Origin of the sequence: Nocardia sp. NBC_00416, assembly GCF_036032445.1 — a bacterium.
Taxonomy (GTDB): Bacteria; Actinomycetota; Actinomycetes; order Mycobacteriales; family Mycobacteriaceae; genus Nocardia.
The window spans coordinates 5,006,005-5,032,200 of sequence record NZ_CP107932.1 but is presented as its reverse complement, the minus strand read 5'-3'; the positions used below and the strand labels follow the sequence as shown (position 1 = coordinate 5,032,200).

At 67.9% G+C, this 26,196-nt stretch carries 23 protein-coding genes and 1 pseudogene; 13 read left to right on the top strand and 11 right to left on the bottom strand.

Annotation, left to right across the window (positions count from 1 at the left end; genetic code table 11):
* Window positions 1-189 precede the first annotated feature (189 nt).
* Complete coding sequence (locus OG804_RS21640) at window positions 190-1,362, top strand: DUF3068 domain-containing protein (protein WP_328389294.1); 1,173 nt, start codon at window positions 190-192, stop codon at window positions 1,360-1,362.
* 146 nt (window positions 1,363-1,508) lie between these two features.
* Here the strand turns inward: OG804_RS21640 and OG804_RS21635 are convergent, their stop codons facing one another.
* Window positions 1,509-1,679 (bottom strand): hypothetical protein, encoded by a 171-nt coding sequence (locus OG804_RS21635; protein ID WP_328389292.1) that lies wholly within the window; start codon window positions 1,677-1,679, stop codon window positions 1,509-1,511.
* A gap of 446 nt (window positions 1,680-2,125) precedes the next feature.
* On the opposite strand from OG804_RS21635, the gene OG804_RS21630 reads away from it, so the two are divergent.
* Window positions 2,126-2,413 (top strand): Rpn family recombination-promoting nuclease/putative transposase, encoded by a 288-nt coding sequence (locus OG804_RS21630; protein WP_328389290.1) that lies wholly within the window; start codon window positions 2,126-2,128, stop codon window positions 2,411-2,413.
* 35 nt (window positions 2,414-2,448) lie between these two features.
* Window positions 2,449-2,673, top strand: a complete 225-nt coding sequence (locus tag OG804_RS21625; RefSeq protein WP_328389288.1) for a hypothetical protein — start codon at window positions 2,449-2,451, stop codon at window positions 2,671-2,673.
* 277 nt (window positions 2,674-2,950) lie between these two features.
* On the opposite strand, the gene OG804_RS21620 is transcribed toward OG804_RS21625, so the two are convergent.
* Together OG804_RS21620 and OG804_RS21615 are read right to left on the bottom strand one after the other, a co-directional pair.
* Window positions 2,951-3,817 (bottom strand): MaoC family dehydratase, encoded by an 867-nt coding sequence (locus tag OG804_RS21620; protein ID WP_328398589.1) that lies wholly within the window; start codon window positions 3,815-3,817, stop codon window positions 2,951-2,953.
* Window positions 3,817-5,175 (bottom strand): 3-oxoacyl-ACP reductase, encoded by a 1,359-nt coding sequence (locus tag OG804_RS21615; protein ID WP_328389286.1) that lies wholly within the window; start codon window positions 5,173-5,175, stop codon window positions 3,817-3,819. Before OG804_RS21615 ends, OG804_RS21620 begins: the two co-directional genes overlap by 1 nt.
* 286 nt (window positions 5,176-5,461) lie before the next feature.
* On the opposite strand from OG804_RS21615, the gene OG804_RS21610 reads away from it, so the two are divergent.
* Window positions 5,462-6,754 (top strand): acetyl-CoA C-acetyltransferase, encoded by a 1,293-nt coding sequence (locus OG804_RS21610; protein ID WP_328389284.1) that lies wholly within the window; start codon window positions 5,462-5,464, stop codon window positions 6,752-6,754.
* A 222-nt stretch (window positions 6,755-6,976) separates the two neighbouring features.
* Here the strand turns inward: OG804_RS21610 and gnd are convergent, their stop codons facing one another.
* A complete protein-coding gene (gnd, locus tag OG804_RS21605; RefSeq protein WP_328389282.1) occupies window positions 6,977-8,008 on the bottom strand; it encodes a phosphogluconate dehydrogenase (NAD(+)-dependent, decarboxylating) in 1,032 nt (343 codons plus the stop codon).
* Between the two features lie 921 nt (window positions 8,009-8,929).
* On the opposite strand from gnd, the gene OG804_RS21600 reads away from it, so the two are divergent.
* Window positions 8,930-11,026 carry a VanW family protein gene (locus tag OG804_RS21600; RefSeq protein WP_328389280.1) on the top strand — a complete coding sequence of 699 codons (2,097 nt, stop codon included), beginning with the start codon at window positions 8,930-8,932 and terminating at the stop codon, window positions 11,024-11,026.
* A 96-nt stretch (window positions 11,027-11,122) separates the two neighbouring features.
* On the opposite strand, the gene OG804_RS21595 is transcribed toward OG804_RS21600, so the two are convergent.
* Together OG804_RS21595 and OG804_RS21590 are read right to left on the bottom strand one after the other, a co-directional pair.
* Entirely contained in the window at window positions 11,123-12,214 is a 1,092-nt protein-coding gene (locus OG804_RS21595; RefSeq protein ID WP_328389278.1) for a DUF4185 domain-containing protein, read from the bottom strand.
* Window positions 12,215-12,499: 285 nt separating this feature from the next.
* Window positions 12,500-14,335 carry an acyl-CoA dehydrogenase gene (locus OG804_RS21590; RefSeq protein WP_328398587.1) on the bottom strand — a complete coding sequence of 612 codons (1,836 nt, stop codon included), beginning with the start codon at window positions 14,333-14,335 and terminating at the stop codon, window positions 12,500-12,502.
* 285 nt (window positions 14,336-14,620) lie between these two features.
* Here OG804_RS21590 and OG804_RS21585 point away from each other — a divergent pair, with 285 nt between their 5' ends.
* Entirely contained in the window at window positions 14,621-15,220 is a 600-nt protein-coding gene (locus OG804_RS21585) for an alpha/beta hydrolase family protein (RefSeq protein ID WP_328389276.1), read from the top strand.
* A 9-nt stretch (window positions 15,221-15,229) separates the two neighbouring features.
* On the opposite strand, the gene OG804_RS21580 is transcribed toward OG804_RS21585, so the two are convergent.
* The 3 genes from OG804_RS21580 to OG804_RS21570 form a co-directional block, all read right to left on the bottom strand.
* Window positions 15,230-15,892, bottom strand: coding sequence for a class I SAM-dependent methyltransferase (locus OG804_RS21580; RefSeq protein WP_328389274.1), 663 nt, complete (start codon window positions 15,890-15,892; stop codon window positions 15,230-15,232).
* A gap of 43 nt (window positions 15,893-15,935) precedes the next feature.
* Entirely contained in the window at window positions 15,936-17,192 is a 1,257-nt protein-coding gene (locus OG804_RS21575) for an erythromycin esterase family protein (RefSeq protein ID WP_328389272.1), read from the bottom strand.
* A gap of 94 nt (window positions 17,193-17,286) precedes the next feature.
* On the bottom strand, window positions 17,287-18,369 hold the full coding sequence (locus tag OG804_RS21570) for a DUF4185 domain-containing protein (RefSeq protein ID WP_328389270.1): 1,083 nt from the start codon (window positions 18,367-18,369) through the stop codon (window positions 17,287-17,289).
* Window positions 18,370-18,698: 329 nt separating this feature from the next.
* On the opposite strand from OG804_RS21570, the gene OG804_RS21565 reads away from it, so the two are divergent.
* Together OG804_RS21565 and OG804_RS21560 are read left to right on the top strand one after the other, a co-directional pair.
* Window positions 18,699-20,219, top strand: coding sequence for an acetyl-CoA acetyltransferase (locus OG804_RS21565; RefSeq protein WP_328389268.1), 1,521 nt, complete (start codon window positions 18,699-18,701; stop codon window positions 20,217-20,219).
* Window positions 20,219-20,983 carry a crotonase/enoyl-CoA hydratase family protein gene (locus OG804_RS21560; protein ID WP_328389266.1) on the top strand — a complete coding sequence of 255 codons (765 nt, stop codon included), beginning with the start codon at window positions 20,219-20,221 and terminating at the stop codon, window positions 20,981-20,983. Before OG804_RS21565 ends, OG804_RS21560 begins: the two co-directional genes overlap by 1 nt.
* Before the next feature lie 16 nt (window positions 20,984-20,999).
* Here the strand turns inward: OG804_RS21560 and OG804_RS21555 are convergent, their stop codons facing one another.
* Window positions 21,000-21,812, bottom strand: coding sequence for an alpha/beta fold hydrolase (locus OG804_RS21555; RefSeq protein WP_328389264.1), 813 nt, complete (start codon window positions 21,810-21,812; stop codon window positions 21,000-21,002).
* Between the two features lie 425 nt (window positions 21,813-22,237).
* Here OG804_RS21555 and OG804_RS21550 point away from each other — a divergent pair, with 425 nt between their 5' ends.
* From OG804_RS21550 to OG804_RS21530, 5 genes and pseudogenes are all read left to right on the top strand, one after another.
* Window positions 22,238-22,573 carry a hypothetical protein gene (locus tag OG804_RS21550; protein ID WP_328389262.1) on the top strand — a complete coding sequence of 112 codons (336 nt, stop codon included), beginning with the start codon at window positions 22,238-22,240 and terminating at the stop codon, window positions 22,571-22,573.
* A 161-nt stretch (window positions 22,574-22,734) separates the two neighbouring features.
* A pseudogene (locus tag OG804_RS32395) lies at window positions 22,735-22,902 on the top strand (cadherin repeat domain-containing protein); the annotation flags it as partial.
* A gap of 467 nt (window positions 22,903-23,369) precedes the next feature.
* Entirely contained in the window at window positions 23,370-23,876 is a 507-nt protein-coding gene (locus OG804_RS21540) for an NADPH-dependent FMN reductase (protein WP_328389258.1), read from the top strand.
* 10 nt (window positions 23,877-23,886) lie between these two features.
* Window positions 23,887-24,384 (top strand): flavin reductase family protein, encoded by a 498-nt coding sequence (locus OG804_RS21535; protein ID WP_328389256.1) that lies wholly within the window; start codon window positions 23,887-23,889, stop codon window positions 24,382-24,384.
* A gap of 141 nt (window positions 24,385-24,525) precedes the next feature.
* Window positions 24,526-25,329: an alpha/beta fold hydrolase gene (locus OG804_RS21530; RefSeq protein WP_328389254.1), complete on the top strand. Its 804-nt coding sequence runs from the start codon at window positions 24,526-24,528 to the stop codon at window positions 25,327-25,329.
* A 63-nt stretch (window positions 25,330-25,392) separates the two neighbouring features.
* Here OG804_RS21530 and OG804_RS21525 read toward each other — a convergent pair whose 3' ends face one another.
* Complete coding sequence (locus OG804_RS21525) at window positions 25,393-25,749, bottom strand: hypothetical protein (RefSeq protein WP_328389252.1); 357 nt, start codon at window positions 25,747-25,749, stop codon at window positions 25,393-25,395.
* Between the last annotated feature and the right edge of the window lie 447 nt (window positions 25,750-26,196).

Below are 26,196 nucleotides of genomic sequence, written 5' to 3'. Positions count from 1 at the left end.
GCCGGGCCGCTTCCGCGTGGAGGAAGCCGGTATTTCACAATGCGGGTTAGACTCCCCCCGATTTCGGTCCGATTCCGGCCTCGCCAACGCCCGGGTATCCTCCCGGCTGTTAGTGTCAGGGCTCACGAGTGCCGCGGCGTCCCGCTGTACCCGCGGAACGACCTGTGTTCTACGACGAGGAGACTTTGCATGGCACTGAGTGCCGGAACCAGAAGGACGGTCGCCTGCGTGCTCGTGGGTCTCGGCGCGTTGCTGATCGTCGCCGCGCTGATGATCCCCACCTACACCGTCAGCAAGATGGCCAAAACTCCCCTCGATCTCGAGATCACCACCGTCGCGGTGAACCAGAAGGACCAGGAAAGCCTGGTCCTGGACTCCTCTTCGCTGACCGCTCCGGGACGCTCGGCCGAGGTCAACGAGAACGTGCCGCTGGTCTCCCAGCGCTTTCTCACCGTCGAGGACCCGTCGAACGCGGACGAGATGACCATCCAGGCCGGTAATACATTGCGCCGGATCGACAAATCGGGCGACACCGGCGTACTGACCGCCTACGTCGACCGGGTCACCATCGACCGCAAGTCCGGCGAGCCGGTGGCCGCCGACCCCAACGGCTCGATCGCGATCACCACCAACAGCAAGGGCGAGAGCCTCGCCGACCCGGTGCAGCACACCGGGTTGCAGTACCGCTTCCCGATCGGCACCGAGAAGAAGACCTACCCGTACTTCGACGTTCTCGCCCGGACCACCACCGATATGGAGTTCCTGGAAGAGACCGAGATCAACGGCACCAAGGTCTACCACTTCCGGCAGAACGTCCCGGTGACCAAGCTGGCGGACGTCTCCAAGGCCCCGACCAACCAGCTGGAACTGCCCGCCGCCAAATGGGGCGTCGAGGGCGGCGAGGAACCGGTCACCATGTACCGCTTCTACGGCAACACCCGCGACGTGTGGGTCGAGCCGGAGACCGGCACCATCGTCAAGGGCGGTGAGCAGCTGAACATCTTCTACGGCCGCACCGCCGACAAGCCGGAGGTGCCCGCGCTCAAGGCGAACATGGTCTTCGACACCGACACGGTGGAATCGCAGCTCGCGGTGGCCAAGGACAATATCGACCAGCTGTCGCTTTTCGGCCGGGTGCTGCCGATCGTCTTCGGCATCATCGGTGTCCTCGCGCTGATCGCCGGTATCGCGCTCGGCGTGCTGGGCGGCCGTTCCGGCAACCCGGCCCGCCCCACCGGCCCCTCGGGCCGGCGGCCCAGCGGGTCTTCGGTCGCGGCCTCGGAAGCGCCGACCACCACGCTGCCCCGCCAGGGTGACGCGGACGCTCCGACGGAGACGATCAAACTCCCGAAGAACCTCTGAGATAAGAACACACAGGAAGTGCCCCGGGCCGCTGGTCCGGGGCACTTTGTTTTCCGCAGCAGCCTCCCGCACCGTCGCGGCCCGGTATCGCACGCTCCCGGCGCATTCCATGAGACCCGCAGACGGTTCACCACAAAGCGCGATGGTCAGCCAGATATCGAGAGCCGCGGGTGATCGAGTGCCGCGCGCCAGGCCATTTTCCACGGGAAGCGGTCGATATACCGTTCGCCGGCGCCCGGTTCGGGCTGCTCGTAGACCTCCTCGCCGACGAGCATGGTGACGCCCCACTCGGCGAGCTTGCGAATGGCGTCCTGCACAGCGGGAAAGCTCAGCTGTGCCGGTTCGAGAACGGCACAGCGACCACGGGTAAGCCCTTGCCCACCGCTTCGACCAGCAGGCCGAGCGGAAGGGTGTCGGATATTCCGGCCGCCCACTTCGCCAGTGAGTTAGATCGGGACAGGCGTGCCGGCCGTACGCAAGAGGCAGCCGACCGCGCGGTTGAGCAGGTGGAACGTCACCGTCGAGCACGCGAACAGACGAACGCGCACCCCCGTCCGTGACGTCAGCGATGACGAAAGAATCCGGTGCCGGGCCGGTGGCGCAGCAGAACCTGGAACCGCCAGGTGCGCGGCGTCCCAGGTGACCGGCGGAGTCGGTCATATCGGTCGGATGCGGTGAGCATCGAGGCATCGGACGCTGCCTCGGGTCGGCGACAGAGTGCCGCACATTTCAGGTGTCGGCCCTCCCGGGTAGTTTCGCGGCCGTGCCCGCCGATCCGTCGAACCCACACGACGCCTATTTCCGTCACGTCCTCAGCCGCCCAGTAGATGCAGCCTCCGAATTGCGTTCCGCGTTACCGGAAAACATCACCCACCGGATCGACTGGAACCAGCTGGTCCTGCAGCCGGGCAGTTTCGTCTCGGCTCAGTTGCGGTCACGCTATAGCGACGTGTTGTATCGCGTTCGCCTCGACGACTACCCCGCTTATATCTATCTGCTCATCGAACATCAGAGCCGCAGCGACCGCTTCATGCCGCTGCGCAGCCAGTGATCGAGCAGTTGGGCCCCCGAGCCAAGGAGGCATTGATGACAACCGCCGAACGGCTCCGCGCCGAAGGTGAAGCCCGCGGTGAGGCCCGCGGTGAGGCCCGTGCGCGTACCGAGACCCTGGTCGACCTTCTCGATACCAAGTTCGGTTCGCTCCCCCGGGCGGCGATCCAGAAGATCGAGACCGGCAGCCCAGAAGAGATCCGGACCTGGCTCCGTCGCTCCGTCACTGCCGACACCATCGAACAGGTGTTCAACGGATAGCCACGCGGCCGTCGCGGCCAGCTCTGAACCTGGTGATTCCGGCCGGCGACATTGAGTGACCTGTGCCGCGACTACTCGATCAACATTCGGGACGAAGACTCACAACTGTTGTCGGCGAGCAAACAACAGTGCTGTCCGGATGCTCGGTCACAAGGTAGCGCTCATGTCGACCGATCTCGCCGAGCGCAACTCGGCGTCGACCGCCGAGTTCTACAAGGGCGGAAAACCCCGCTCCGGAGAGTTCCGGAGCGGGGTTCGCGTGTAGCTCCCGGGCGGCTCAGCGCAGCGTGGCGGTGAGGTGGGGGTACCCCTTCTTCGGATGCTTCAGCGCCAGGTCCCAGCCCTGCTCGACCTGGTCCGCGTACACGTTCACGGTGGACGGCAGCAGGATCGGCTTCCCGAATTTCACCGCGTAGGAGGTCTTGTCCGGGATCCGGCCCTCCAGCGTGGACAGGATCGTTGCCGCCGACCACATCCCGTGGGCGATGGCCCGGGGGAAACCGAACGCCTTGGCACCCAATGCCGAGGTGTGGATCGGGTTCTGATCGCCGGACGCGTTCGCGTAGCGGGTGATCGTCTTCTGGTCCACCTGCAAAGTCCGCAGCGGGGGCGGGGGAACCTCGTCCGGTTTCGGTTCGGGTTTGGGCCCGCCCGACAGTGAGGTCTTCTGCTGGTGCAGGAAGGTGGTGACCTGGCGCCACACCAGTTCCCGGCCCACCCGGATCTCGCTGATCGCGTCCACCAGCAGACCTTTGGGGTGTTCGCGGAGGTTCTCGATATGCGCGGTGATGTCGAGCGGCTCGCTCAGCGAGATGTCCCGGGTGCGTTCGATCAGGTTCTCCGCGTGCACCGCACCGACCGCGACGAACGGGAAGTCCCGCTGCACCACGAGTTTCATCACCAGCGGGAAGGTGATGATGAACGGGTAGGTGAGTGGCAGGGTGTCGCCGAACCGCAGCCCGGTGGCCCGGCAGTAGGCGGCCAGATGGTCCGGGTCGAGCCGGAATCCGTCGAGCCGCACCTCCCGGTCCGGGATGGCCGATTTGCGCGCGGATACCAGGGGCAGCGGGACCGCGCCCAGTGCGGCTTTCACATAGAGGCTGCCGTTCTTCGGCGGCGCGTCGAGGGTGATGGTCTCGGTCATCACGCGCCGATCATGCTCTGGCCGCAGACCCGGACGATATTGCCGTTCACCGCGTTCGACGCCGGGCTGGCGAAGAAGGCGATGGTCTCGGCGACGTCCACGGTCTGGCCGCCCTGGTTCAGCGAGGCCATCAACCGGCCGCCCTCGCGGGTGGCCAGCGGGATGGCCGCGGTCATGGCGGTTTCGATGAAACCGGGTGCCACGGCGTTGATGGTGATGCCCTTGGCGGCCAGTTCGGGGGCCTCGGCGTTCACCATGCCGATGACCCCGGCCTTGGAGGCGCCGTAGTTCGTCTGCCCGCGGTTACCGGCGATACCGGCGATGGAGGACACGTCGACGACGCGGCCGCCCGCTTTCAGCGCACCCGCGGCCACCAGGCCCTGGGTGATCCGGTGCGGTGCGGCCAGGTTCACGCCGAGTACCGCGTTCCAGCGGCCCTCGTCCATGTTCGCGAGCAGCTTGTCGCGAGTGATGCCGGCGTTGTGCACGATGACGTCGATCCCGCCGAATCGTTCGGTGGCGAATTCGGCGAGCCGTTCGGCGGCGTCGGGCGCGGTGACGTCCAGTGCCAGCGCGGTGGCGCCGACCTTGTTCGCGGTCTCGGCGAGCGCCTCGCCCGCGGCCGGGATATCGGCCACGATCACCGTCGCGCCGTCGCGGGCGAACACCTCGGCGATGGTGGCGCCGATCCCGCGGGCCGCGCCGGTGACCACGGCGACCTTGCCGTCGAGGGGCTTGTCCCAGTTCGCCGGTGCGACCGCGTCGTCCTTGCCCACGCGGATCACCTGGCCGTCCACGAACGCCGATTTGGCGGACAGGACGAAGCGCAGCGTCGAGGCCAGACCGGTGGCCGCCGGGGAGGCGTCGGGGTGCAGGTACACCAGTTGCGCGGTCGCGCCGCGCAGCAGTTCCTTACCCACCGACCGGGTGAAACCCTCCAGAGCCCGCTGCGCGATCTGGCCGTCTACGCTGCCGGCGAGTTCCGGGGTGGTGCCGATGACCAGGACCCGGCCCGACGGCGCGATACTGCGCATCGCGGGCTGGAAGAACTCGAAAAGCTGCGACAGATCCTCGATGGTGCCGATACCGGTGGCATCGAAGACCAGCGCGCCGTATTTGGTTCCGGCGGTGAGGGAATCGGCGAAGGTGTAGTCGTCGGCCAGCAGGGCGCGCACCGGTTCGGCGACCCGGCCTTTGCCGCCCAGTAGCACCGGCCCCGGCAGTGCGGGTTCGCCGGCGACGTAGCGCCGCAGCTTCTCCGGTTTGGGCAGGCCCAGCTTGTTCGCGAGGAACCCGCCCGGCGCGGAATTGACGAACGATCCGTAGAGGTTGGGTGCACCCTTGCTCTTGGCTGCCACTGTTCCCACCTTTTCTGTTGCTCGATGTGGTGTCGGTACCGGTAGTCCCCGATACCGGTCTTCCGGTGCCCGCCATATCTCCTCATCGGGCTCTGACCTGTGGAAAGGGCAGGGACCGGAGGTCAGCTGGCCCACAGTCGCCGGAAGCGGTGTCGACATTGAACTTACTCCGGAGTAAGTTTATCGTAAACCGAGCGCGGGCGGGCGTCGGACGCCGCGGCGGGGACCGCGGCCCGGGCCCGGAGCACCCGACCCTCTCGCCAACTCGACAACCTGGGAGATCCGAGTGACCAGCAAATCCCGTTCGACCCGTCCGGTAGCCATCCTCGGCGGTAACCGCATCCCGTTCGCACGGTCCGACAAGGCCTACGCCCACGCCTCCAACCAGGACATGTTCACCGCCACTCTGGACGGACTGGTGAGCCGGTTCGGCCTGCAGTCCGAACGCCTGGGCATGGTCGCCGGCGGCGCGGTGCTCAAGCGGGTCGGTGAGCACGGAATGATCCGGGAGAGTGTGCTCGGCAGCCGGCTCAGCCCCTACACCCCCGCACACGATCTGCAGCTCGCCTGCGGAACCGGCCTCCAAGCCATCGTCACCGTGGGCGACGCCATCGCGGCCGGCCGGATCGAGGCGGGGATCGGCGGCGGTACCGACACCACCTCCGACGCCCCGATCGGGGTCAGCGAGCGGATGCGGGAGTGGATGTTGAACATCAACCGCGCCCGCACCAACGCCGAACGACTCAAGCTGGTGGGTCAGCTGCGCCCGGGCATGGTCGGGATCGAGATCCCGCGCAATGCCGAACCGCGCACCGGTCTGTCCATGGGTGAGCACGCGGCCGTCACGGCCAAGGAATTCGGTATCGCCCGCGAGGCCCAGGACGAACTGGCCTACCTGTCGCACAAGAATATGGCCGCCGCCTACGAGCGCGGATTCTTCGACGATCTGGTCACCCCGTTCCTCGGGCTGACCCGCGACGACAACCTGCGCCCGAACTCCTCGCTGGAGAAACTGGGCACCCTGAAACCGGTGTTCGGGGTGAAGCTGGGCGACGCCACGATGACGGCGGGCAACTCGACCCCGCTCACCGACGGCGCCTCGGCGGTGCTGCTGTCCAGTGCGGAATGGGCGGCCCAGCGCAATCTGCCGGTGCTGGCGCACCTCGTGGACAGCGAAGTCGCCGCCGTCGATTACATCCACGGCCCCGACGGCCTGCTCATGGCTCCCACCTACGCGGTGCCGCGGCTGCTGGCCCGCAACGGCCTGACCCTGCAGGATTTCGACTATTACGAGATCCACGAGGCCTTCGCCTCGGTGGTGCTGGCGACGCTGCAGGCGTGGGAGTCGGATCAGTACTGCAAGGAGCGCCTCGGCCTCGACGGCGCGCTCGGCTCGATCGACCGCACCAAACTGAATATCAACGGCTCCTCGCTGGCCGCCGGGCACCCCTTCGCCGCCACCGGCGGCCGGATCGTCGCCCAGGCCGCCAAGCAGCTGGCGGAGAAGGGGTCGGGCCGCGCGCTCATCTCCATCTGCGCCGCCGGCGGCCAGGGTGTGGTCGCCATTCTGGAGCGCTGAGCCGGTCGACGACAGGCCCGTCCGGTGGGTGAAGGAAGCACCCCGAGCCGAGACGGGCCGTGGTCCGGCGCAGGGGATAGGAGGTGCCCCGATCGACACGATCGGGGCACCTCTGCGTGTGGCCGGGGCCGGTGACGGCTCGAACACGGGCATTCCCTTCCCTCGGACGCGGGAGCGAAGGCGGCACTGCGGGTCGGAAATCCGCTGGCGGCCCGACGTTGCCTAACCCGACTCGGGCAGTTCGTGATGTCCGCCGAAGGCCTCGCGCATCGCCGACAGCGCCTTGTCCGCGTACTCGGATTCCCCGCGCGAGGCGAAACGCTGGAACAACGCCGCCGAGAGCACCGGCGCCGGTACTCCGATGTCGATCGCCGCGTCGAGGGTCCAGCGCCCCTCCCCGGAATCGGAGACCCGCCCGCCGAACGAATCCAGATTCGGGTCGGCGTGCAACTGCGCCGCGGTGAGGTCCAGCAGCCACGACGCCACCACCGAACCGCGCCGCCACACCTCGGCGACCTCCGCGATATCGATGTCGTACCGATAGTGCTCGGGATGCTCGAGCGGGGTTTCCTCGGCGGAGTATTCGCCGCGGTCCCGGTTGCCGTAGTCGGCCTTGTGCAGGATGTTGAAGCCCTCGGCGTAGGCCGCCATGGCGCCGTACTCGATCCCGTTGTGGACCATTTTGACGAAATGACCGGCCCCCGCCGGACCGCAGTGCAGGTATCCCTGTTCGGCCGGGCCCGGTTCGCCCGACCGCCCCGGCGTCCGCGGCGCGGCCGATACCCCGGGCGCGATGGCGCGCAGCAGCGGCTCCACGTACCGCACGGGTTCGGTCTCGCCGCCGATCATCAGGCAGAACCCGCGTTCGCGGCCGAACACTCCGCCCGAGGTCCCGATATCGAGGTAGTGGATGCCCAGTGGCGTCAATTGCGCGGCCCGGGCTATGTCGTCGTGGTAACGGCTGTTGCCGCCGTCGATGACGATGTCCCCGGGCTCCAGCAGGCGTGCCAGCTGGTCGACCGTGGCACCTGTCAGACCGGCGGGGATCATCACCCACACCACCCGAGGGGTGTCGAGGTCGGCCACGAACGCAGCCAGGTCGGTATTGCCCCGGAAACTGCCGCCGAGTTCGGCGGTGAGGTCGTCGATGACGTCGGCGTGGCGTTCACATCCCACCGCGGTATGGCCTGCCGCGACGATCCGCCGCACGATATTGGCGCCCATCCGGCCGAGCCCGATCATGCCCAACTGCATCTCACGTCCCCTTCGCGTAGGAGTCCGGATCGCACGTCGTCACCGATTCTGCCCGCCGGTGGAAATGTTGCGTCGAGTTCGTGTGTAACGACCTGTCCGTGCCGCCGATATACCGGTCGGCTCCGTGCATTCGCCTGACCCCCGACCCGGCGACTGCACGGGGCCGCTTTGCTGTCCGGGGCTCGGTTCGGGTGGAATGTCCCAACTGCGACGTCGCATCGGTATCCCGATGGCGCAGCTGTGATCGATCAGGCACTGAAGATTACAGTTCGGACAACTATCGTTGGCGAAGGCTCGCACCCGCGAGTCCCCGGAAGTATCGATTGGGGAGGACGGTTCGTGAGCGGCGAATCGCACACCGACCGAGGTGACGGACTCGACCCCGGCCGCCCACAGCCGATCGATGGCGGTCTACGTCGGTCCGACGCCGGTCGTGCTCAGCCGTCACCGCAGCCGCCCGCGCAACCGGATTCGGCGGAGAATGTCGCCCCCGGTTGGCGGGGCGGCAGCTCCTGGTTGAATCCCCCCGCGGACGGGACTCCCGGCCCGCGCTCGTCGTCCGAGACGAACGGTGCTCCGGCCGCACCGGGTTCTGTTGCCGCCGGGACGCCCCCGCAAACCTCGGGGCCCCTCGCGGGGGTCGCTCGCCCGAGTGTCGCCGATCCCGCGCTGCCGAGCCGTGGACCCGCCGATCGTGGACCCGCGAACCGTGGTCCGGCCGCGCAGGGGCCCGCTGGTCGTGGTCCGGCCGGGCAAGGGCCTGCTGATCGGGGTCCTGACGGTCGTGGTCCCGCCGATCGTGGTCCGGCTGCGCAAGGGCCTGCCGGTCGCGGCCCGGGAGTCCCGAATCCCCCGGCTCCAGCCGGGAGCGGCCCGCCCGCCGATCCGACCGGATCGGATTTCGCCACCCAGCAGTTCCCGTTGCCCACCGTCGCCTCGCCCGCGGCGCCCACCGCCGCGACGACTCCGGCGGGCGACGATTTCCGCGATACCGACGACGCGCCGACCGAGGTGTTCGACTCGGCGGCGCTCACCCGGCGGCTGTCCGGCGGACCGGCGTCGTGGCCCGGTCATCCCGATAATCCGACCAGCGCCGATGTCCTGGCGCAGGGTTCTTCCGGTTCGCGCGTGCCGCCTCGGGGTCCGAAAGGGCGCCCGGGTGGTTCCGGCGGTTCCGGTGACGGCGGTGGCCGGTTCTCCGGCGCCCGGACCTGGCTGCGCGATTCCGCCGCCGCCCGGCGCGTGCTGCTGGTCGCCGCGATCGTCTTCGGTGTCGCGCTCGTCGGTTATATCGCCGATCTGGTGATGACCTCCGGCAAGATCCCCCGTGGAGTCGAGGTCGCCGGCGTCGCCATCGGCGGTATGGACGAGGAAGCCGCCCGGACGAAGTTGCAGGCCACCCTCGACCCCCGTTCCGGCGAAGTGGTCCCGGTGAAGATCGCCGATGTGCAGACCCAACTGGTGCCTTCCGCCGCGGGCCTGGGCGTCGACTGGGAGGGGACCTGGGAGCGGATCGGCGGTCAGCCGCTCAACCCCGCGTCCCGGCTGCTGTCGTTCGTCGCCACCCGCAAGGTCGGGGTCGCGAGCTCGGTCGACGAGGCCGCGCTGGACCGCACCTTCGCGGAACTGCGGGTGCACGACCAGCCGCCGGTCGAGGGCGGAATCCATTTCGAGGGCACGCGGCCCGTCGAGGTGAACCCGGTCTCCGGGCGGGTGCTGGACCTGCCCGCCGCGCGCACCGTGTTGACCGAGCAGTGGGCCACCGCCGCCACCCTGGACCTGCCCGTCGCCGCCGCGCCGCCCGCCGTGCGACAGGACGCGATCGATCAGGCGATGCACCAGATCGCCGAACCCGCGGTGAGTGCGCCGGTCGCCTACACCGGCAAGGGTTCGGCGAACGCCGCCCTGAGCCCCGAGCAGATCGCCACGATCGTCGGTTTCGTACCCGACGGTCACGGGGGGCTGCGGGTCGAATTCGACCACAAGGTGGCCACCGATCTGCTCGCCCCGCAACTGGCCGGAACCGAGGTGGAACCGAAGGACGCGACGTTCACCTTCTCGGGCGCGCCCAGCGTCGTTCCCGCGGTGGTCGGCGACAAGATCAACTGGGCCAAAACGCTGGACCAGTTGCCCGCGATGCTGGCTGCGGCCGGGCCGCAGCGCACCACACCGGGGATCTACGAGCGGATCGAACCCAAACTCACGACGCAGGCGGCCGAAGGCCTCGGCATCACCGAGGTCATGGGCGAGTTCACGACCGGTGATTTCAGCGGCCCGTCAGGCGTGAACATCCGTACCGTCGCGGAAAAGGTAGACGGAGCGGTCGTCAAACCGGGCGACACCTTCTCGCTCAACGGGTTCACCGGCCCGCGCACCGCGGCCGAAGGGTACGTGGAATCCGGCATCATCGATCACGGGCGCCCGAGTAAAGCTGTGGGCGGTGGGATCAGCCAGTTCGCTACGACGCTCTACAACGCGTCGTATTTCGCGGGTTTGGAGGATGCCGGCCACACCGAGCACAGCTACTACATCTCCCGCTACCCGGCGGCCCGGGAAGCGACTGTGTTCGACGGCGCTATCGATCTGTCGTTCCGCAACAACACCCCGCACGGGCTCTACATCCAGGCCTTCGCGGACAGTTCGGATGTGACGGTCCGGATCTGGGGCACCAAAACCGTGAACGTCGAATCGATCACCGGTGAGAAGACCAAGCCGACCGATCCGCAGACGATCACGCTGCCCGAGGGCGACGACTGCATCGCCTCCACCGGCGCGCCGGGCTTCACGATCTCCAATACCCGGGTGATCAGCGATGTCAATACGGGTCAGGAAGTTTCCCGCCATACCCGGACGGTGAAATACGATCCGGTTCCGGAGGTGAAGTGCGAGTCTCCGGAGGACAAGAAGGCCGAAGACCCGCAAGCCCAGCCGAGCGGGGAACCCCAGCCCACCACCAGCGCGCAACCGACGACCGGAGCGCAACCGAGCAGCTCCCGCAATCGGCCCGGTTCACGCTGAACGACGAACGGCTCACCCACCTGAACGACGAACGGCCCGCCCTCCGGACTCGGTAGGGCGGGCCGTCGTCTGTGACCGGGTCACTGTCCCGATCGGCTACAGCGGTGTACGCATCAGCAGCACGTTGTACTGGTTGTGCACCGTGAGCAGGAAGTAGAGGTCGCCGCCCGTCTGGTACGGGAAGATCATCGGGGCGTACGCGGTGGGCAGCGCTGCCGCCTCCACCAGCACGCGCGGCGGGCTCCACGGTCCCTCCGGCGCGTCCGCGGTACGCAGGACCACCGAGTTGAACGGATCGGTCGTCGTCATCACGTACTTGCGCAGGTGCTCGTTCCACTGCACCGACAGTTCCGCCACGCCCTCGACCACCGGCGCCGCCGCCTTGGCATCGCCGGCCTTCCAGCCGTGACCGTCCCAATACTCGTAGGCGTCGATATTCGCGATATCGGGTTCACGCACCCGGGAGACATACCCGGAGTGGTTGCGGCCGGCCGGAGTGCCGTACCGGTACACGTAGCCGTTGTCCTTCACGAACGCGTTCTGCTGGAAACGTTCGTGCCCGTCGACGTTCCCGCGCCGGGTGTTCGGCAGCTGGGCCCAGGTCCGTCCGCCGTCGCCGGACGCGGCGAGCGTCGCGAAATTCGTGGTCCATCGGCCGTGGTCGCCCCACTCCTTCACCGACATCATGCTCATGTACTGGACCCCGCCCGCCGAGATACCGGCCGTCGGGATCAGGCTGATCTCGATACCCGGGATCTTCGGGCTGGGCAGCGGATTGGGTACCGCGCCGTCGAAGACGATCCCCCGTGACGGATCCTGGGTGTGGCTCTGGAAAACCACATTGCTGGTCCACGCCCACATGCTGCCGGCCAGCAGGTTCGGCACCCCCAGCCCCGCGGAATCGCCGAACGCGGTCAGCAGCGTGCCGCCGCCGTCGTCCCACATCACGCCCAGATCGGTGCCGAGCACATTCATCCGCTGGGTCTGATTGGGGCTGTCCATCCCGGTCACCTGGAAGACGGCCTGCGTATCGCCCGGCAGCGGCGGGAGGCCACGCGGCTGACCGTTGATGCCCGGGATGGGGTTCACATTGTTCGGGTCCGCGCCGGCCGGACCGGCCAGAACGAGGGCCGCGGCCGCACCGGCGACTCCGGCGCGTACCAGTACGGACAGCGGGCGACGGCTCATTGTCGATGTCCTCCTGCGGAACTGCACGGGTGTGCGGGCCATCTTGCCATGAACCGTTGCGGATTTCGGGCCGGCAGCAAGGCGACTCCAGGGGCTTGGGGATGGATGTTGATGAACAGGACACCGCCCGAAGCTGGGATCGCCGGCGGTGTGGCCGGGTGTGTCGAGGTCGGCGGGTGTGGATGTGGGCCGGCCGGCGAGCCCGCGTCTCCGCGTCCTGGCGAATCGAAAAACACAGCGACCCGGGAAGTTTCCCGGGTCGCTGTGTCGTGCGTGCGAATCAGATCAGAACGCCGCTTCGTCCAGTTCCATGATGTCGTTGTCGAGGTTGGCCAGGATCGCCCGGGTGGCGGTCAGTTCCGGCAGGATATTGCGGGCGAAGAACTGGGCCACGGCGACCTTGCCCTGGTAGAAGCTCTTGTCCGCGCCCTCGGCGCCGGCATCGAGGGCCGCGCCGGCGACCTCGGCGTGCCGCAGCAGCTGCCAGCCGATGAGCAGGTCGCCGACCGAGAGCAGGAAGCGCACCGAGCCCAGGCCGACCTTGTACAGCTCGTCGGTCTGTTCCTGGGCGCCCATCAGGTGGCCGGTGAGGGTGGCGGCCATGGCCTGTACATCCTCGAGCGCGGTCGTCAGCAGTTTGCGTTCGGCCTTGAGCCGTCCGTTGCCTGCCTCGGAGTCGATGAACTTCTGGATCTGGCCCGCCACGTGTGCCAGGGCCACGCCGCGGTCGCGGGCGATTTTGCGGAAGAAGAAGTCCTGCGCCTGGATGGCGGTGGTGCCCTCGTACAGCGAGTCGATCTTGGCGTCGCGGATGTACTGCTCGATCGGATAGTCCTGCAGGAATCCGGATCCGCCCAGGGTCTGCAGCGATTCGGTCAGGTACTGGTAGGCGCGCTCGGAGCCGACGCCCTTGACGATCGGCAGCAGCAGATCGTTGACGCGGGCCGCGGTGTCGGCGTCCGCGCCGGAGACGGCGGCGGCGATATCGGTGTCCTGGTGGGCCGCGGTGTAGAGGTACACCGCACGCAGGCCTTCCGCGTACGCCTTCTGGGTGGCGAGGCTGCGGCGCACGTCGGGATGGTTGGTGATGGCGACCCGCGGGGCCGTCTTATCGGTCATTTTGGTGAGGTCCGCGCCCTGGATACGCTGCTTGGCGTAGTCCAGCGCGTTCAGGTAACCGGTCGACAGGGTGGCGATCGCCTTGGTGCCGACCATCATGCGCGCGTGTTCGATGACTTCGAACATCTGCGCGATGCCCTGGTGGACCTCGCCCACGAGCCAGCCCTGGGCCGGAACGCCGTGGCCGCCGAAGGTGACCTCACAGGTGGCCGAGACCTTCAGGCCCATCTTGTGTTCGACATTGGTGACGAAAACGCCGTTGCGTTCGCCCAGTTCACCGGTTTCGTGGTCGAAGTGGAACTTCGGCACGAAGAACAGCGACAGTCCCTTGGTGCCGGGTCCGGCGCCCTCGGGGCGCGCGAGCACCAGGTGCATGATGTTCGGGAAGAGGTCATCGGAGTCGGCCGAGGTGATGAAGCGTTTCACGCCCTCGATATGCCAGGATCCGTCCTCCTGCTGAACCGCCTTGGTGCGGCCCGCGCCCACATCGGAGCCGGCGTCGGGCTCGGTGAGCACCATGGTGGCGCCCCAGCCCTGCTCGACGGCGATCTTGGCCCACTTCTTCTGCTCGTCGGTGGCGTTGTTGTAGAAGATGTTGGCGAAGCCGGGGCCGGCCGCGTACATGAAGGCCGCGGGCTGGGCGCCCAGGACCAGTTCGGCGATGGCCCAGTAGGCGGCGCGGGGGAAGTCGATACCGCCGAGTTCGGGGTCGACGGCGTAGGAGTCCCAGCCGCCTTCCTGCAGGGTGCGGTAGCTCTTCTTGAACGATTCGGGGATGGAGATCGTATGAGTTTCGGGGTCGAAGACCGGCGGGTTGCGGTCGGCGTCGGCGAAGGACTCGCCCAGCGGCCCCTCGGCCAGGCGTCGCACCTCGTTGAGCATCTCTTTCACGGTGTCGGCGTCGAGATCGCCGTAGGCGCCGGATTCCAGGATGCTGCCGAGGCCGAGTACCTCGAAGAGGTTGAACTCCAGGTCGCGGACGTTGCTCTTGTAATGACCCATTGTGATACTCACTCTCCGTTGAGTCGGGTGCGGTCGGTTCAGCTGCCGTTCCCGCCCGTTGGCTGCCGCGGTAGTGGCCCTGGACAGGGGCTACCCACGGGTAACTTACAGTGTATATTACCGACGGGTAAGGCGGTGGGCAAAGGCTCGCACCGCAATGTGACGCGAGAAACAGATGAGCGTCGTCAGCGGCGGTTTTCCGGTAACGGGCCGGTCGCCCGCGTCCTCAGCGGCGTGTCCGTCGCCGCCGTGGCCGCCCGGCCTCCGGGCTGGCTAGGGTGAGGCGTGCGGATCGAGACGAGCTCAGGGCCCGCGGAGGCCGAGATCGACTGCCCGGACGTACCTGCCTTCCTACTGGTCTTCACCCATGGCGCGGGCGGCGGTGTGGATACCCCGGATATCGACACCGTTCGCGATACCGCGCTGGCCGCGGGCGGGGCCGTCGCGCGGGTGCTGCAGCCCTACCGGGTGGCGGGGCGGCGCGCACCCGGTAAACCCGAACCCCAGGACAGATCCTGGGTCGAACTGATCGCCGCGTTGCGTGCGGACCTCGGGCCCGACCTGCCGTTGGTGCAGGGCGGGCGCAGCAACGGCGCCCGGGTCGCGTGCCGGACCGCCGTCGAGGTCGGCGCCCGCGGGATCGTGGCAGTGTCCTTTCCGCTGCATCCACCGGGGAAACCAGAGAAATCGCGGCGGGACGAACTGCTGGCGGCCGGGGACGCCGATGTAGTGGTGATCAACGGCGGCAGCGATCCGTTCGGGATCCCGGATGCCGCGGATGCCGCGGAGGTCCGAGTGATACCCGGGCAGCCGCATTCCTTCCGGAAGGGATTCGACACGATCGCGCAGACCCTTACGCCCTGGTTCCAGCGCTGGAGTTCGTGACCGCCGTAACTACTCGGGTGCTGATTTCGTCGCTACGACCAGTGCGTCGATCGCGTCCCGGCCCTCGGTCGGACGCGATATTCGCCGGGCGGTGTCGATCTCCACGCCGGAATCGGCGCCCAGATCGGCGACCACGTCCTCGGATGTGAACAGGATGCCAGGGTCCTGCGGACCCCCGAACCCCTGCGCTGGATTGTCGCTGTGGTGTCCGAGAACCAGCAGCACACCACCGGGTGCGAGCAACCCGGCCGCGCGGCGGAGCAGAGCGCGCCGCTCCGCCGCGGGTAGATGCAGGAAGACCATCAGGACCAGTTCGCGGGGGCCGTCGAAATCGGCCTCGGAGTCGGTGAGGTCGGCGCACTGCCAGGTGATCCGCTCGCGGATCGATCGGGACAGCCGGGTCGCCACCGTCCGGCCCTTGTCGATGCCGACCTGGGAGAAGTCGATGCCGTGCACCTGCCAGCCGTGGGTTGCCAGCCACAGCGCGTTGCGGCCCTCCCCGCAGGCCAGGTCGAGTGCGCGGGGCAATTCGGGGGTCTGCCCGTCCGGTCCGGGCAGGCGGGGAACCCGCCGGTCCAGGCCGTGCACGTACTCCACGACCGTGCTGTTGGGGGGCGCGCCCCATACGAGTTCACTCTGCACATAGCGTGCGTCCCATTCGGCCGCCTTCATACGGGTCAGTGTATGGAGGCGGCCGGCGGGGGGTCAGGGTCGCTCAGGTGGCATCGAATTCGGGCAGCCAACGCACCGGTGTGGTTTCGCGGATATGGATCAGCACATCGAATGCCGCGGCCAGGGATTCCACCGCGATATAGGCGTCTTCGTCGCGAGCCGGGTCGTAGACACCGCTGATGACCCGGGCCCGGGCGGGCGCGGTTCGCCATCTCGTCGCCGCGGCGGGCGCGTCGGCGCGGAGATCGACGAAATAGGCGGGCAAGTCGACCGTGCCGAGGGCGGCGTCGATCAGTTCGGGCCCCGGATCGGGCGCGACGGCCACGCCGAGGTCCCCGTGGTGGAAGCCGATCGCGACCGACTGGTAGGCCGCGCCGAAGTGGGCCCGCAACTGCCCGCCTTCGGCGTTGAATCGGTCCGTGGCGGTCCCGACGAGCCGGGGGTCCGAACCGCTTGTATGGCTGATGCCGTCCCAGTAGACGATCCGGGCTCCGGTGCGGTGGTGATGGTCGATCAACGGCTGAGCCGGTGCTACGGGATTGGCGAAACCGCCGCGACCCGCGACGCTGTTCTCGTGGAATTCCACGATCAACCGGGCGTGTCCGAGGGCTTCGGTGCGGGCGGCCGCCGCGTCTGTATCGGCCGGTGCCGGGAGCGATTCGATCAGCGCGAGCGCGTCGCGGGCATCTTCGGCGAACGGGCGTCCCGGGTGGATGCCCTGGTGGCGTTGCACGTGTTCGTCGATGCGATGGGCGCTGCGGATCGGTGTCAGGTGCGCTTCCAGTTCCGCCAGCCGCCGCGGGGACCAGCGGCGCGCATAGGCCAGCAACTCGTCGTAGTCGGCGTCTTCGGCGGTCGGCGGCTCCACACCGATGACGCCGACCGGATCCTCCGGGTGGGCGAGGTTGCGGGCGCGGATCCATTCCAGGCTCGCGACGGTTTCCCGGGTGCGCCAGGGGCGCCAAGCTCCGGCGAGCAGGCTCCCCGGATCACCGGCGCCGGTGCGCACATAGGCGTCGAGCCGGGCGCCGGACCGGGCGTTGTCCTGGATGGCCAGCGTGCGGAAACCGTGTTCGGTGACCAGCGTTCGGAAGATCCGGTCCCGGATGCCATATGTCTGCCGAGAGAACCGAGTGGATTCGCCGAGCCCGACTACCGTGGCGGCGGCCAGGCTGTCGGTGAGTTCGCGCAGGTCTGTTCCGGTATCGGTGGCGTCGGTGCCGAGTATGGGCTGCGCCGCGCTGCGCAGCCACTCGTGGATCGCGTCGGTGTCACCGAGTGGGGTCGAGGTCGTGGTCACGGGGTCTCCTGCTGGTTCGTCGGAGTGTCGCGACCCAGCCTCACACCTCAACTATTGTTCAGGTCAAGCGGTGGAGCAAAATCCGGTGCGATGCTCACAGCTGTGTGCGCATCAGTACGACGTTGTACTGATTGTGAACGGTGGTGAGGAAGTACAGATCGCTACCGGTTTGATATGGGAAAATCGACGGCGCGTAGGCCGAGGGCAATTCGCGCGTATCGATCAATACGCGCGGTTCACTCCACGGGCCCGCCGGAGATCCGGCCGTACGCATGACCACCGAGTTGAACGGGTCGGTGGTGAGCGATACGAATTGCCCCAAATAGTCGTTCCACATGACCGACAGTTCACCGACACCGTGCATGATCGGTCGCGCGGCATTCACGTCGCCATGTTTCCAGCCGCCACCGTCCCAGTATTCGTAGGCGCCCAGGTTCTGGATATCCGGCTCTCGTACCCGGGAAACGTACGCGGCATTGTCCCGGCCCGAGGCGGTGCCGTAGACGTAAACGTAACCGCCGTCTTTGAGGAAGGAATTCATCTGGAAATTGCGGTTCGCGCCCTCGTTGGGCCGGCGGGTGAAGGCGAGATCGGCCCAGGTTTCACCGTTATCGGCAGAGGCGGCCAGGCCGGAGTAATTCGTGGTCCATTCTCCCGGGGTGTCCCAGGTTTTCACCGACATCAGGCTCATGTACTGAACACCGCCCACGGAGATACCGGCGGTGGGAATTCGGCTGATCTCCAGCAGCGGGATCTTCGGGCTGGGGATCAGGTCCCTGGCCTGGCCGAACACATCGCGGACCACGCTGTCGAAGTAGATGCCCTGGCGTGGATCGCGGGTGTGGCTGCGGACCAGCACATTGCTGCGCCACGCCCACATGCTGCCCGCGAGAAGATTGGGAAAACCGAATCCGGCGGTATCGCCGAACGCGGTCAGCATTTCGCCTTGCCCGTTGTCCCACATGATGCCCAGATCGGTGCCGAGCATGTTGTAGTTCTGGGTTCCGTTCGGGCTGGCCATTCCGGTCGCCTGGAAAACGGCCCGGGTGGCTCCGTGTAACTGAGGGAGTCCGTTGGTGCCGTTCAGTACGGGAATCGGATTGATGGCGTTGGGATTCGCGGTTGCCGGTGTGGTGGTCGCGAGCAGTGCGGCCGAGGCGCCCGCCAGCAAAGACATAAGTATGGAACCGGTTCTCTTCAAGACCGTCGGACCTCCGGGTCATGTCAAAGACGCCGCGGTCATATAGGGGGCGCCTCGATGGATACACGGAACATTTCGACTGGCTGGCAGAACGCGGACATGTTAGCAGTGGATCAGGCCTGATCAGACGCAATATCGGCGGTTCCGTGCCGGTGTCATGCGCGCGGCCGGTAGAAGCGGTGATTTGTCATGCGATAGGCGGTGTCCGGGTGTCGGTCCACAGGCGACATAGATCACTCCATGGTCTAATCGAGAAGTTAACCGCGCATTTCAGCGGGTTACTTCAGTGAGGAAGCGGAGGACGCATGCTGCCGACCGGAATGGACCCGCGCACACCGGTGCTCGTCGGCGTAGGACAGATCGTGCACCGACCCGGTGAACCGGGCCTGCCGGGACCGGTCGAGCTCGCGGCCGAATCGCTGCGCCGGGCCGGTGCCGACAGCGGAACCGGGGACGCGCTGCTGCGGGCGGCCGACGTGATCGCCTCGGTGTCTCCGGTCAGCCGTCAGTACTCCGACCTGGGCACCCTGGTCGCGGCCGACCTGGGTGCCACGCCGAAGCGGACGCTGCAGTCGGCGCCCTACGGCGGTGACGCGCCGCAGCGGCTGCTGAACCTGCTGGCACGCGATATCGCCGCGGGCAAATCCGATATCGCCCTGCTCTGCGGGGCCGAGGCGGTGTTCTCGTGGAACGTCGCCAAGAAGTCCGGCATCGAACCGGACTGGCCGGAACTGGACGAGCGCGCGCGTCCCGACCAGGTCGTCGGCGCCGATGACGCGCCCAATACCGAGATGGAGACCGCGGCCGGCCTGTGGGGCCCGATCTACGTGTACGCCCTGATGGAATCCGCGATGCGAAACCGGCTCGGGCTGGACGAGGATGCGCATCTGGCCCGGATCGGCCGGCTGTGGTCCCAGTTCTCCGGGGTGGCGGCGGCCAACCCGTATGCCTGGCTGCCCCGCGAACGCAGCACGTCGGAACTGATCACCACCGGGCCCGACAACCGGATGGTCTCCACTCCGTATCCGAAACTGCTGATGGCGAACCTGACCGTCGATCAAGGAGCCGGACTGATCCTGTGCAGTGCCGCGGCGGCGGACGCGGCCGGCGTGCCCCGGGACCTCTGGGTCTTCCCGCACGGCGGCGCCACCGCCACCGATACCTGGTTCCTTTCCGAACGGACGGATATGGCGGCGTCTCCCGCGATCGCGGCGGCCGGCCGGGCGGCCCTGGCGGGCGCCGGAATCGGAATCGACGATATCGCGCATATCGACCTGTACTCGTGCTTCCCGGTGGCCGTGCAGGTCGGTGCGGCGGCGCTGGGCCTGCCCCTCGACGATCCCACGCGACCGCTGACCGTGACCGGTGGCCTGACCTTCGGCGGCGGCCCGGGCAACAACTACAGCACCCACGGGATCGCCACCATGGTCGAGGTGCTGCGTCGCCATCCCGGTGACTACGGTCTGACCACCGCTCTCGGCTGGTACATCACCAAGCACGGCGTCGGCGTGTACTCGGCGAAACCGCCGGCGGAGCTGTTCGGTCCCGTGGAAGCCGAGGTTCCGGTCGCCCGGCGCGCCACCGCCCCCGGCTATACGGGCCCGGCGGTGCTCGAGGCGTACACGGTCCCGCACCGCAAAGGGTCCGCGGGCGATGAACCCGAAGCCGTGGTGGCCAGTGCTCTCAACCCGGCCGGGGCCCGCATACTGATCCGGGCGACGGACGAGGAGACCATCGCGGCCTGCACCACCGGCGACCGGTTGGGCGCCGCCATCGATATCACCGCCGCCGACCGTTTCATTCTGCGCAGCGAGAGGACAGCTTGATGACCGACACCGTGCTCCTGGACCGGTGCGATGCGATAACCGTGCTCACGGTGAACCGGCCCGGGGCGCGCAATGCCATCGACCTGGCCACCGCGAAGGCGATCGAGGCCGCGATCGACGAGTTCGAGGCCGACGACTCGGCCCGGGTTCTCGTGCTCACCGGAGCCGAGGGAACTTTCAGTGCCGGAATGGATCTGATCGCGATGTCGCGCGGTGAGGTGCCGATGACGGAGCGTCGTGGCCCGCTCGGTATCGCCGCTGCCCCGCCGGCGAAACCCATGATCTCCGCGGTCGAAGGGTTCGCGCTCGCCGGCGGTTTCGAACTGGCGCTGTCCGGCGATCTGATCGTCGCGGCGCGGGACGCGAAATTCGGTATCCCCGAGGTGAAACGCGGCCTGGTGGCGGCGGCGGGCGGAGTGATGCGGCTGACCCAGCGGCTGCCGCGCAGTATCGTCGCCGAACTGGCCCTCACCGGCGGCCGGATCAGCGCGGAGCGGCTCTATCAGCTGGGCCTGGTCAACCGGGTGACCGAACCGGGCGAGGCGCTCGAGGTCGCGCTGGAGCTGGCCGGTGAGATCGCGGCCGCCGCCCCGCTCGCGGTGGCGGCGAGTAAGCGGATCATCGACGAGACCCCCGACTGGAGTGCGGCGGAGGGATTCGCGAAGCAGGGCGAAATCGCCCTTCCAGCACTGGTTTCCAAGGACGCGGCCGAAGGTGCGCTGGCCTTCGCGGAGAAGCGCGACCCGGTGTGGCAGGGCCGCTGAGCGGGATGCCGAAGGATCAGGGCCGGCCGCCGCCGTGGTCGCCCGGCTGCGTGGGCAGCAAGTCCAGCAGTACGCGGGCGCAGGCGTCGGGATCGTCGTAGAACGGCGTGTGGCCGCTGCCCTCGAGGGTGATGTGGCGGGCCCGCGGCAGCACCTTCCGGGCGCGGCGGCTCTGCGTAGCGTAGGTGAGCAGGATGTCCCGGTTGCCCCACGCGATCGTGACCGGGAGTTCGGCGAGTGCGCCGGGATCGTGCAGCCCGGCGTCGGTGAACGAGTCCAGGGCGGGGGAGAACCCCAGGGAATCGACGGCGCCGTGTGCGGTGTCCAGCGCGATCCCGCTGCCGACCGCCCACGGTTTGCCGAAGACCAGGCCCAGGAACAGGGTTCGGCCGAGTGCGGTGCCGAGGACCTTGGGCATGGTCGGCCCGAGGATGCGACCGAGTCTCTTGGACTGTCCCAGCGATTGCTGGCACCAGATCCGGCCCGGGGTGTCCCAGAAGAAGATCGGGGAGAAGGCTGTCACCGAGCGGGCGAGGCCGCGCGCACCCAGGTTCAGCGCGATCCCGCCGCCCATCGAATTGCCGGCCAGGTGGGGGCGGTCGATGCCCTCGTCGGCCAGGAAGTCGGCGAGCGCGTCGGTCAGCGTGTCGACCGTGGTGCGCGGCAGTGGGGCCGATTCGCCGAAACCGGGGAGGTCCACCGCGATCACGTCGAAATGTTCGGCGAGCGCGTCGATGATCGGTTCCCAGACCTGCCACCGGCTGCCGACCCCGTGGACCAGCACCAGGGGTTCACCGCGGCCGACGCGGTGGTGGTTGAGGGTCGTCATGTTCCGGCTCTCCGATCGCGATGCGGGATTGCGGGTGCCGAGCCTAACAGCAGGCGCTAGCCCTCAGTTGCTTTTCGCGCGGCGGAGAAGGTGTCGTCGCCGCTGTTCGGGGAGCCCGGGGCAAGCGGGGCTGACGGGCCGGGAGCACGTCCCGGCGGCCGGATTATAAGAGACATGATCGAGGAAATGTAGCTTTCATGCGTCTGTACCGCGACTCGGAGCCTGGAACACGGTGTGCGAATTCCGGATATCCGGCGCGCGACCGCGCGGATCTCCAGTGTGAGTCATGTCGAAATTTCGGGCCCCAGGTTGCGGGCCGAGTGTGACTGCGACTACACACATGCGTGGACGTCATGCGGGCGGCCGCGGGTAACTGTTCCCCGGTCGACGCGGCATCCGTGCGATACATCTGAGAGAGGAACCCGGTGCGGAAGACCCTGATTACCGCGACCTTCGTGATTCTGCCGCTGTTCGCGGCGGCCTGCGGTAGCGATACCGAATCCGCGCCTGCGCTGACCGAGGCGGATCTGTCCAAGTCTCTGCAGGAGAAGGGGCTGCAGGATCCGGCCTTCGCCGACTGCGCCGCGAAACTGTACATCTCGGAGGGCATTTCGCAAGACGGCCTGCAGACCATGGTCAGCGACGAATTCGACACCCGGATGGCCGACCCGGAAACCCTGGGCATGAGCCAGGAGGACGCCGACAAGGCGCGCGCCGCGACCAACAAGATCGTCTCGGAATGCCTCGGTAAGACTCAGTAGGCCCCTCCGGCCGAGCCTGTCCCGTCCGGGATTCCGGACAGCCCTGTGGTTGTTCGAAACCATAAGTGGGACGGGATGTTTCACTGAATCCGAACAGTCGGAAATGATTCTCGCTGAGCGCAATACTGCTTCCGGGGATCACGACCTTGCAGCATGCCTGCATGACACCACAGAATTCGCCTGTCACCGCGGCCCGTACGGCCGCGGTGATCGGCGCCGACCCCGCGGGCGTCACCGCGGCGCTGGGGTTGCTCGACGCCGGCTTCGACGTCGCCCTCTACAGTGACCGCGATCGCGCGGCACTGCGCGACGAGACGCGGGCGGGTGGGCGTCCCACCGGGTCCGCGGGCCCGCGGCGGTCTGTCGGGCTGCCCGCAACCGCCCGTCACCACACCCGAGGCCAGCGACCCGTCGGTCGCATCGCCTTCGACGGCTACGTCGGCGTCACCGTCGACAGTTCGTTCGAGACCTCCGGCCGGATCGCGTCTTTCGTGGAACGGGGCGGCGCCTTCCTGGTGGAATCGGTGACCCCGGAATCGCTGGGCGCGATCGCCGCGACCACCGATCTCACCCTTGTCGCCACTGGTCGCGGCCGCCTGGCCGGGTACTTCCCGCCCGGTGTCGACCGCCCGGTTCATCAGGGTTCGCCCGGGTCTCTACAGGGCCTGTATGTGCTGACCCGGTCGGCCGGTTCCGATCGCGCAGAGCCGAACCCTCCCGTAGCAGGGCCCCGGATGCTGAACTGACAGGACAGCACGAGTCGAACCGGCCTGCGCCGGGGACAGGAGGCTACGGCGTGACCGTGACGGTTGTGGTCGGTAACCCGAAACCGGCATCCCGAACTCTGACGGCGGCCGTGGGCCTGGCCCGGGCACTGCGCCCGGATACCGAGCCCGCGGTCATCGACCTGGTCGAATTCGGGCCCGGCCTGCTCAGCTGGGGTGATCCGGCGGTCGGCGAGGCCGCGCGCGCGGTGTCGGCCTCGGAGTTGGTGATCTTCGCCAGCCCTACGTTCAAGGCCACTTACACGGGTTTGCTGAAGCTGTTCCTGGAACAGTTCGAGGGCGGTACCGGACTCGCCGGGGTACTCGCCGTTCCGCTGATGCTGGGCGCCGGGCCCGCCCACGCGCTCGCCCCGGATCTGCTGCTCAAACCGGTCCTGGTGGAGTTGGGCGCCACCACCGCCCTACCCGGGCTCTACCTCGCCGACCGGACGTTCGCGGAGGACGGCGTCCTCGACGCGTACGCCGAGCGGTGGCAGCCGGTGGCGCAGGCGCTGTCTGCGGTTTCCCACTCGAAGTGAAGGGCGAATCATGAACGAAGTCTTCGAAACACCCGCCGACGGCACCGGCCTGCGCCGCGCTTTCGCCAACTTCCCGAGCGGGGTCGTCGCGGTCTGCGCCCAGATCGACGGCAAACCGGACGGCCTGGCGGTGAGCACCTTCGTCCCGGTCTCCCTGGACCCGCCGCTGGTGTCGTTCTGCATCCAGAACAGCTCGGCCACCTGGACCCGGCTCGTCGACGCGGGCTATCTCGGCCTGAGCCTGCTCGGCACCGACCAGCAGGGGGCAGCGCGTTCGCTGAGTTCGCGCACGGGCGACCGCTTCCATGACCTGGAACTGCACGCGGGCACCGGCGAAGCGGTGTTCATCCAGGGCGCCTCGGTCTGGATCGAGGGAACGCCCGAAGCGCACGTCCCCGCCGGTGACCACACCGTGGTGATCCTGCGCATCCACCGCCTGGCCATCCATCCCGATCGCGACCCGCTGGTCTTCCACGGTTCTCGTTTCCGGCTGCTGCACGCCAGCTGACGGCCCTCTCGGCCAGCGGGAAGCCGCTGAGAACTGCGGGAACCAGCGAATATGCGGTGGTGTCGCCGGCCAGATCGGTTATCCGGCGAAACCGGCGGCCATTCGCTGGAGGAGTGAGCCCGGCTTTGCGAGAGTAGCCGCATGCCGATATTCACCAGCGAGCCGCCCGCGTCCTTCGAGTCGTTCGACGGGACCAGGATCTACTACCGGCGGGTCGGTGCGGGATCCCCGGTGATCATGATCCACGGCTCCGGCGGCGGGCTGCACTCGTGGCAGCCGGTCGCCGAACATCTGGCGCACCAATTCGAGGTGTGGCTACCGGCCCGCCGCGGATACGCGCCGAGCGGTCCCGGCCATTCGCCGAAACATTTCGCCGACGAGGTACGCGACCTCGGGGCGATCATCGATATGATCGGCCGCCCGGCGCATCTGGTGGGCATGTCCTACGGAGCCACGGTCGCTTTGCACGCCGCGGCGGCCGGACTCCCGGTTCGCTCGCTGGCCCTGTGGGAGCCGCCGCTCTACGCGGCGGGCGCCGAACTCGCGCCCGTCCTGGCCCGGTACGACGCGTTGAACGCGAAAGGTGAACGACAGCAGGCTGTTCGACTGCTGGCCGAGAAGGTGGCCCGTGTTCCGACGGCACTGCTGGATGCCGCGGGAGACGCTGGACCGACCGCGGACGAGCCCGATGATTCCTACGGCTGGAGCCGGGATCTCGAATCGATGATCGCGGATACGGCCTACCTGGATCGCTGGTCGGCCGTGACCACGCCGACTCTGCTGATGCGGGGCTCGGATACCTGGGAGCCGATGCCGGAGACCGTCGAACGGCTCGCGACGGGGATGCCCCGCACAACCCTCGAGACCTTCGCCGGTCAGACGCATTTCGCGCCGTCGACGATCCCGGAAACGGTGGCCAGGGCGCTGGCCGGATTCCTTTACTAGGGGTGATGACCGGACTCGGGTGAGTGGGTGGGTGATCTCGGCCGAATTCGCGACTTGCCAGCGCTAGTCCGCTGCGGTCACCACGGGCACCATATCCGGGCACAGTACGTCGACGGTCGTCCCCAGCACCCAGCCCTCCTGAACGCCGGGTGCGACCCCCGCGCCGGCGAGCTGCCGCTGCGCGGCCCGCTTACCGCTGGACGTCGGGTTCGCGTGCAGCGTCGCGCACGCCTGTTCACCCAGCGCCACGGCGTCGGGGCGGTCGGCGCCCAGTACCGCGAGCCGCCCGTGCACCTGGACGTCGGCCGGCACGCCGGGCAATGCGGCTGCCTCGGCGTCGGCCGACCACGCACCACCGGCGACAGTGAGCGCGAGCCCGGAAACAGCGGCGACGGCGGCGGCGGACAGGTATTTGAGCATGGGGTATCTCCTCGATCGTTGCGACGGAATCGCTGACTGTGATCCGCTCTGTGCCGGTCGGTCAGATCGGTGTTGTCGAGCGCGCCGGGCGGCGGACAGGGCCTACCGGTTTCCGGTCGGCCGGATCCGATATCCAGTCGACTGACGCCGGGATATTCGCGTTCCCGCAATCTGTGCGCATACTGCCCGATCTTCGTTCGAATCCGTCAAGCGGTCACGTTATCCCGAATAACCGGATTTCAGGTCCGCTAATCGCAGAATATGACGGCCGGGCGTAGTCCGTGAATCGAGAGCACGGCGTCGGTGAGTGAAAATCACCGCCCGGGTGAAGGATGTAGCGGCTGATAAACGGGCAGCTCAGTGCCGTCGGACAGGCGAGTTCCGGCAACCGGACCCCAACATCGATCGGTGATCTCGGATGCGATTTCCACACCCGCACTGCGCAAT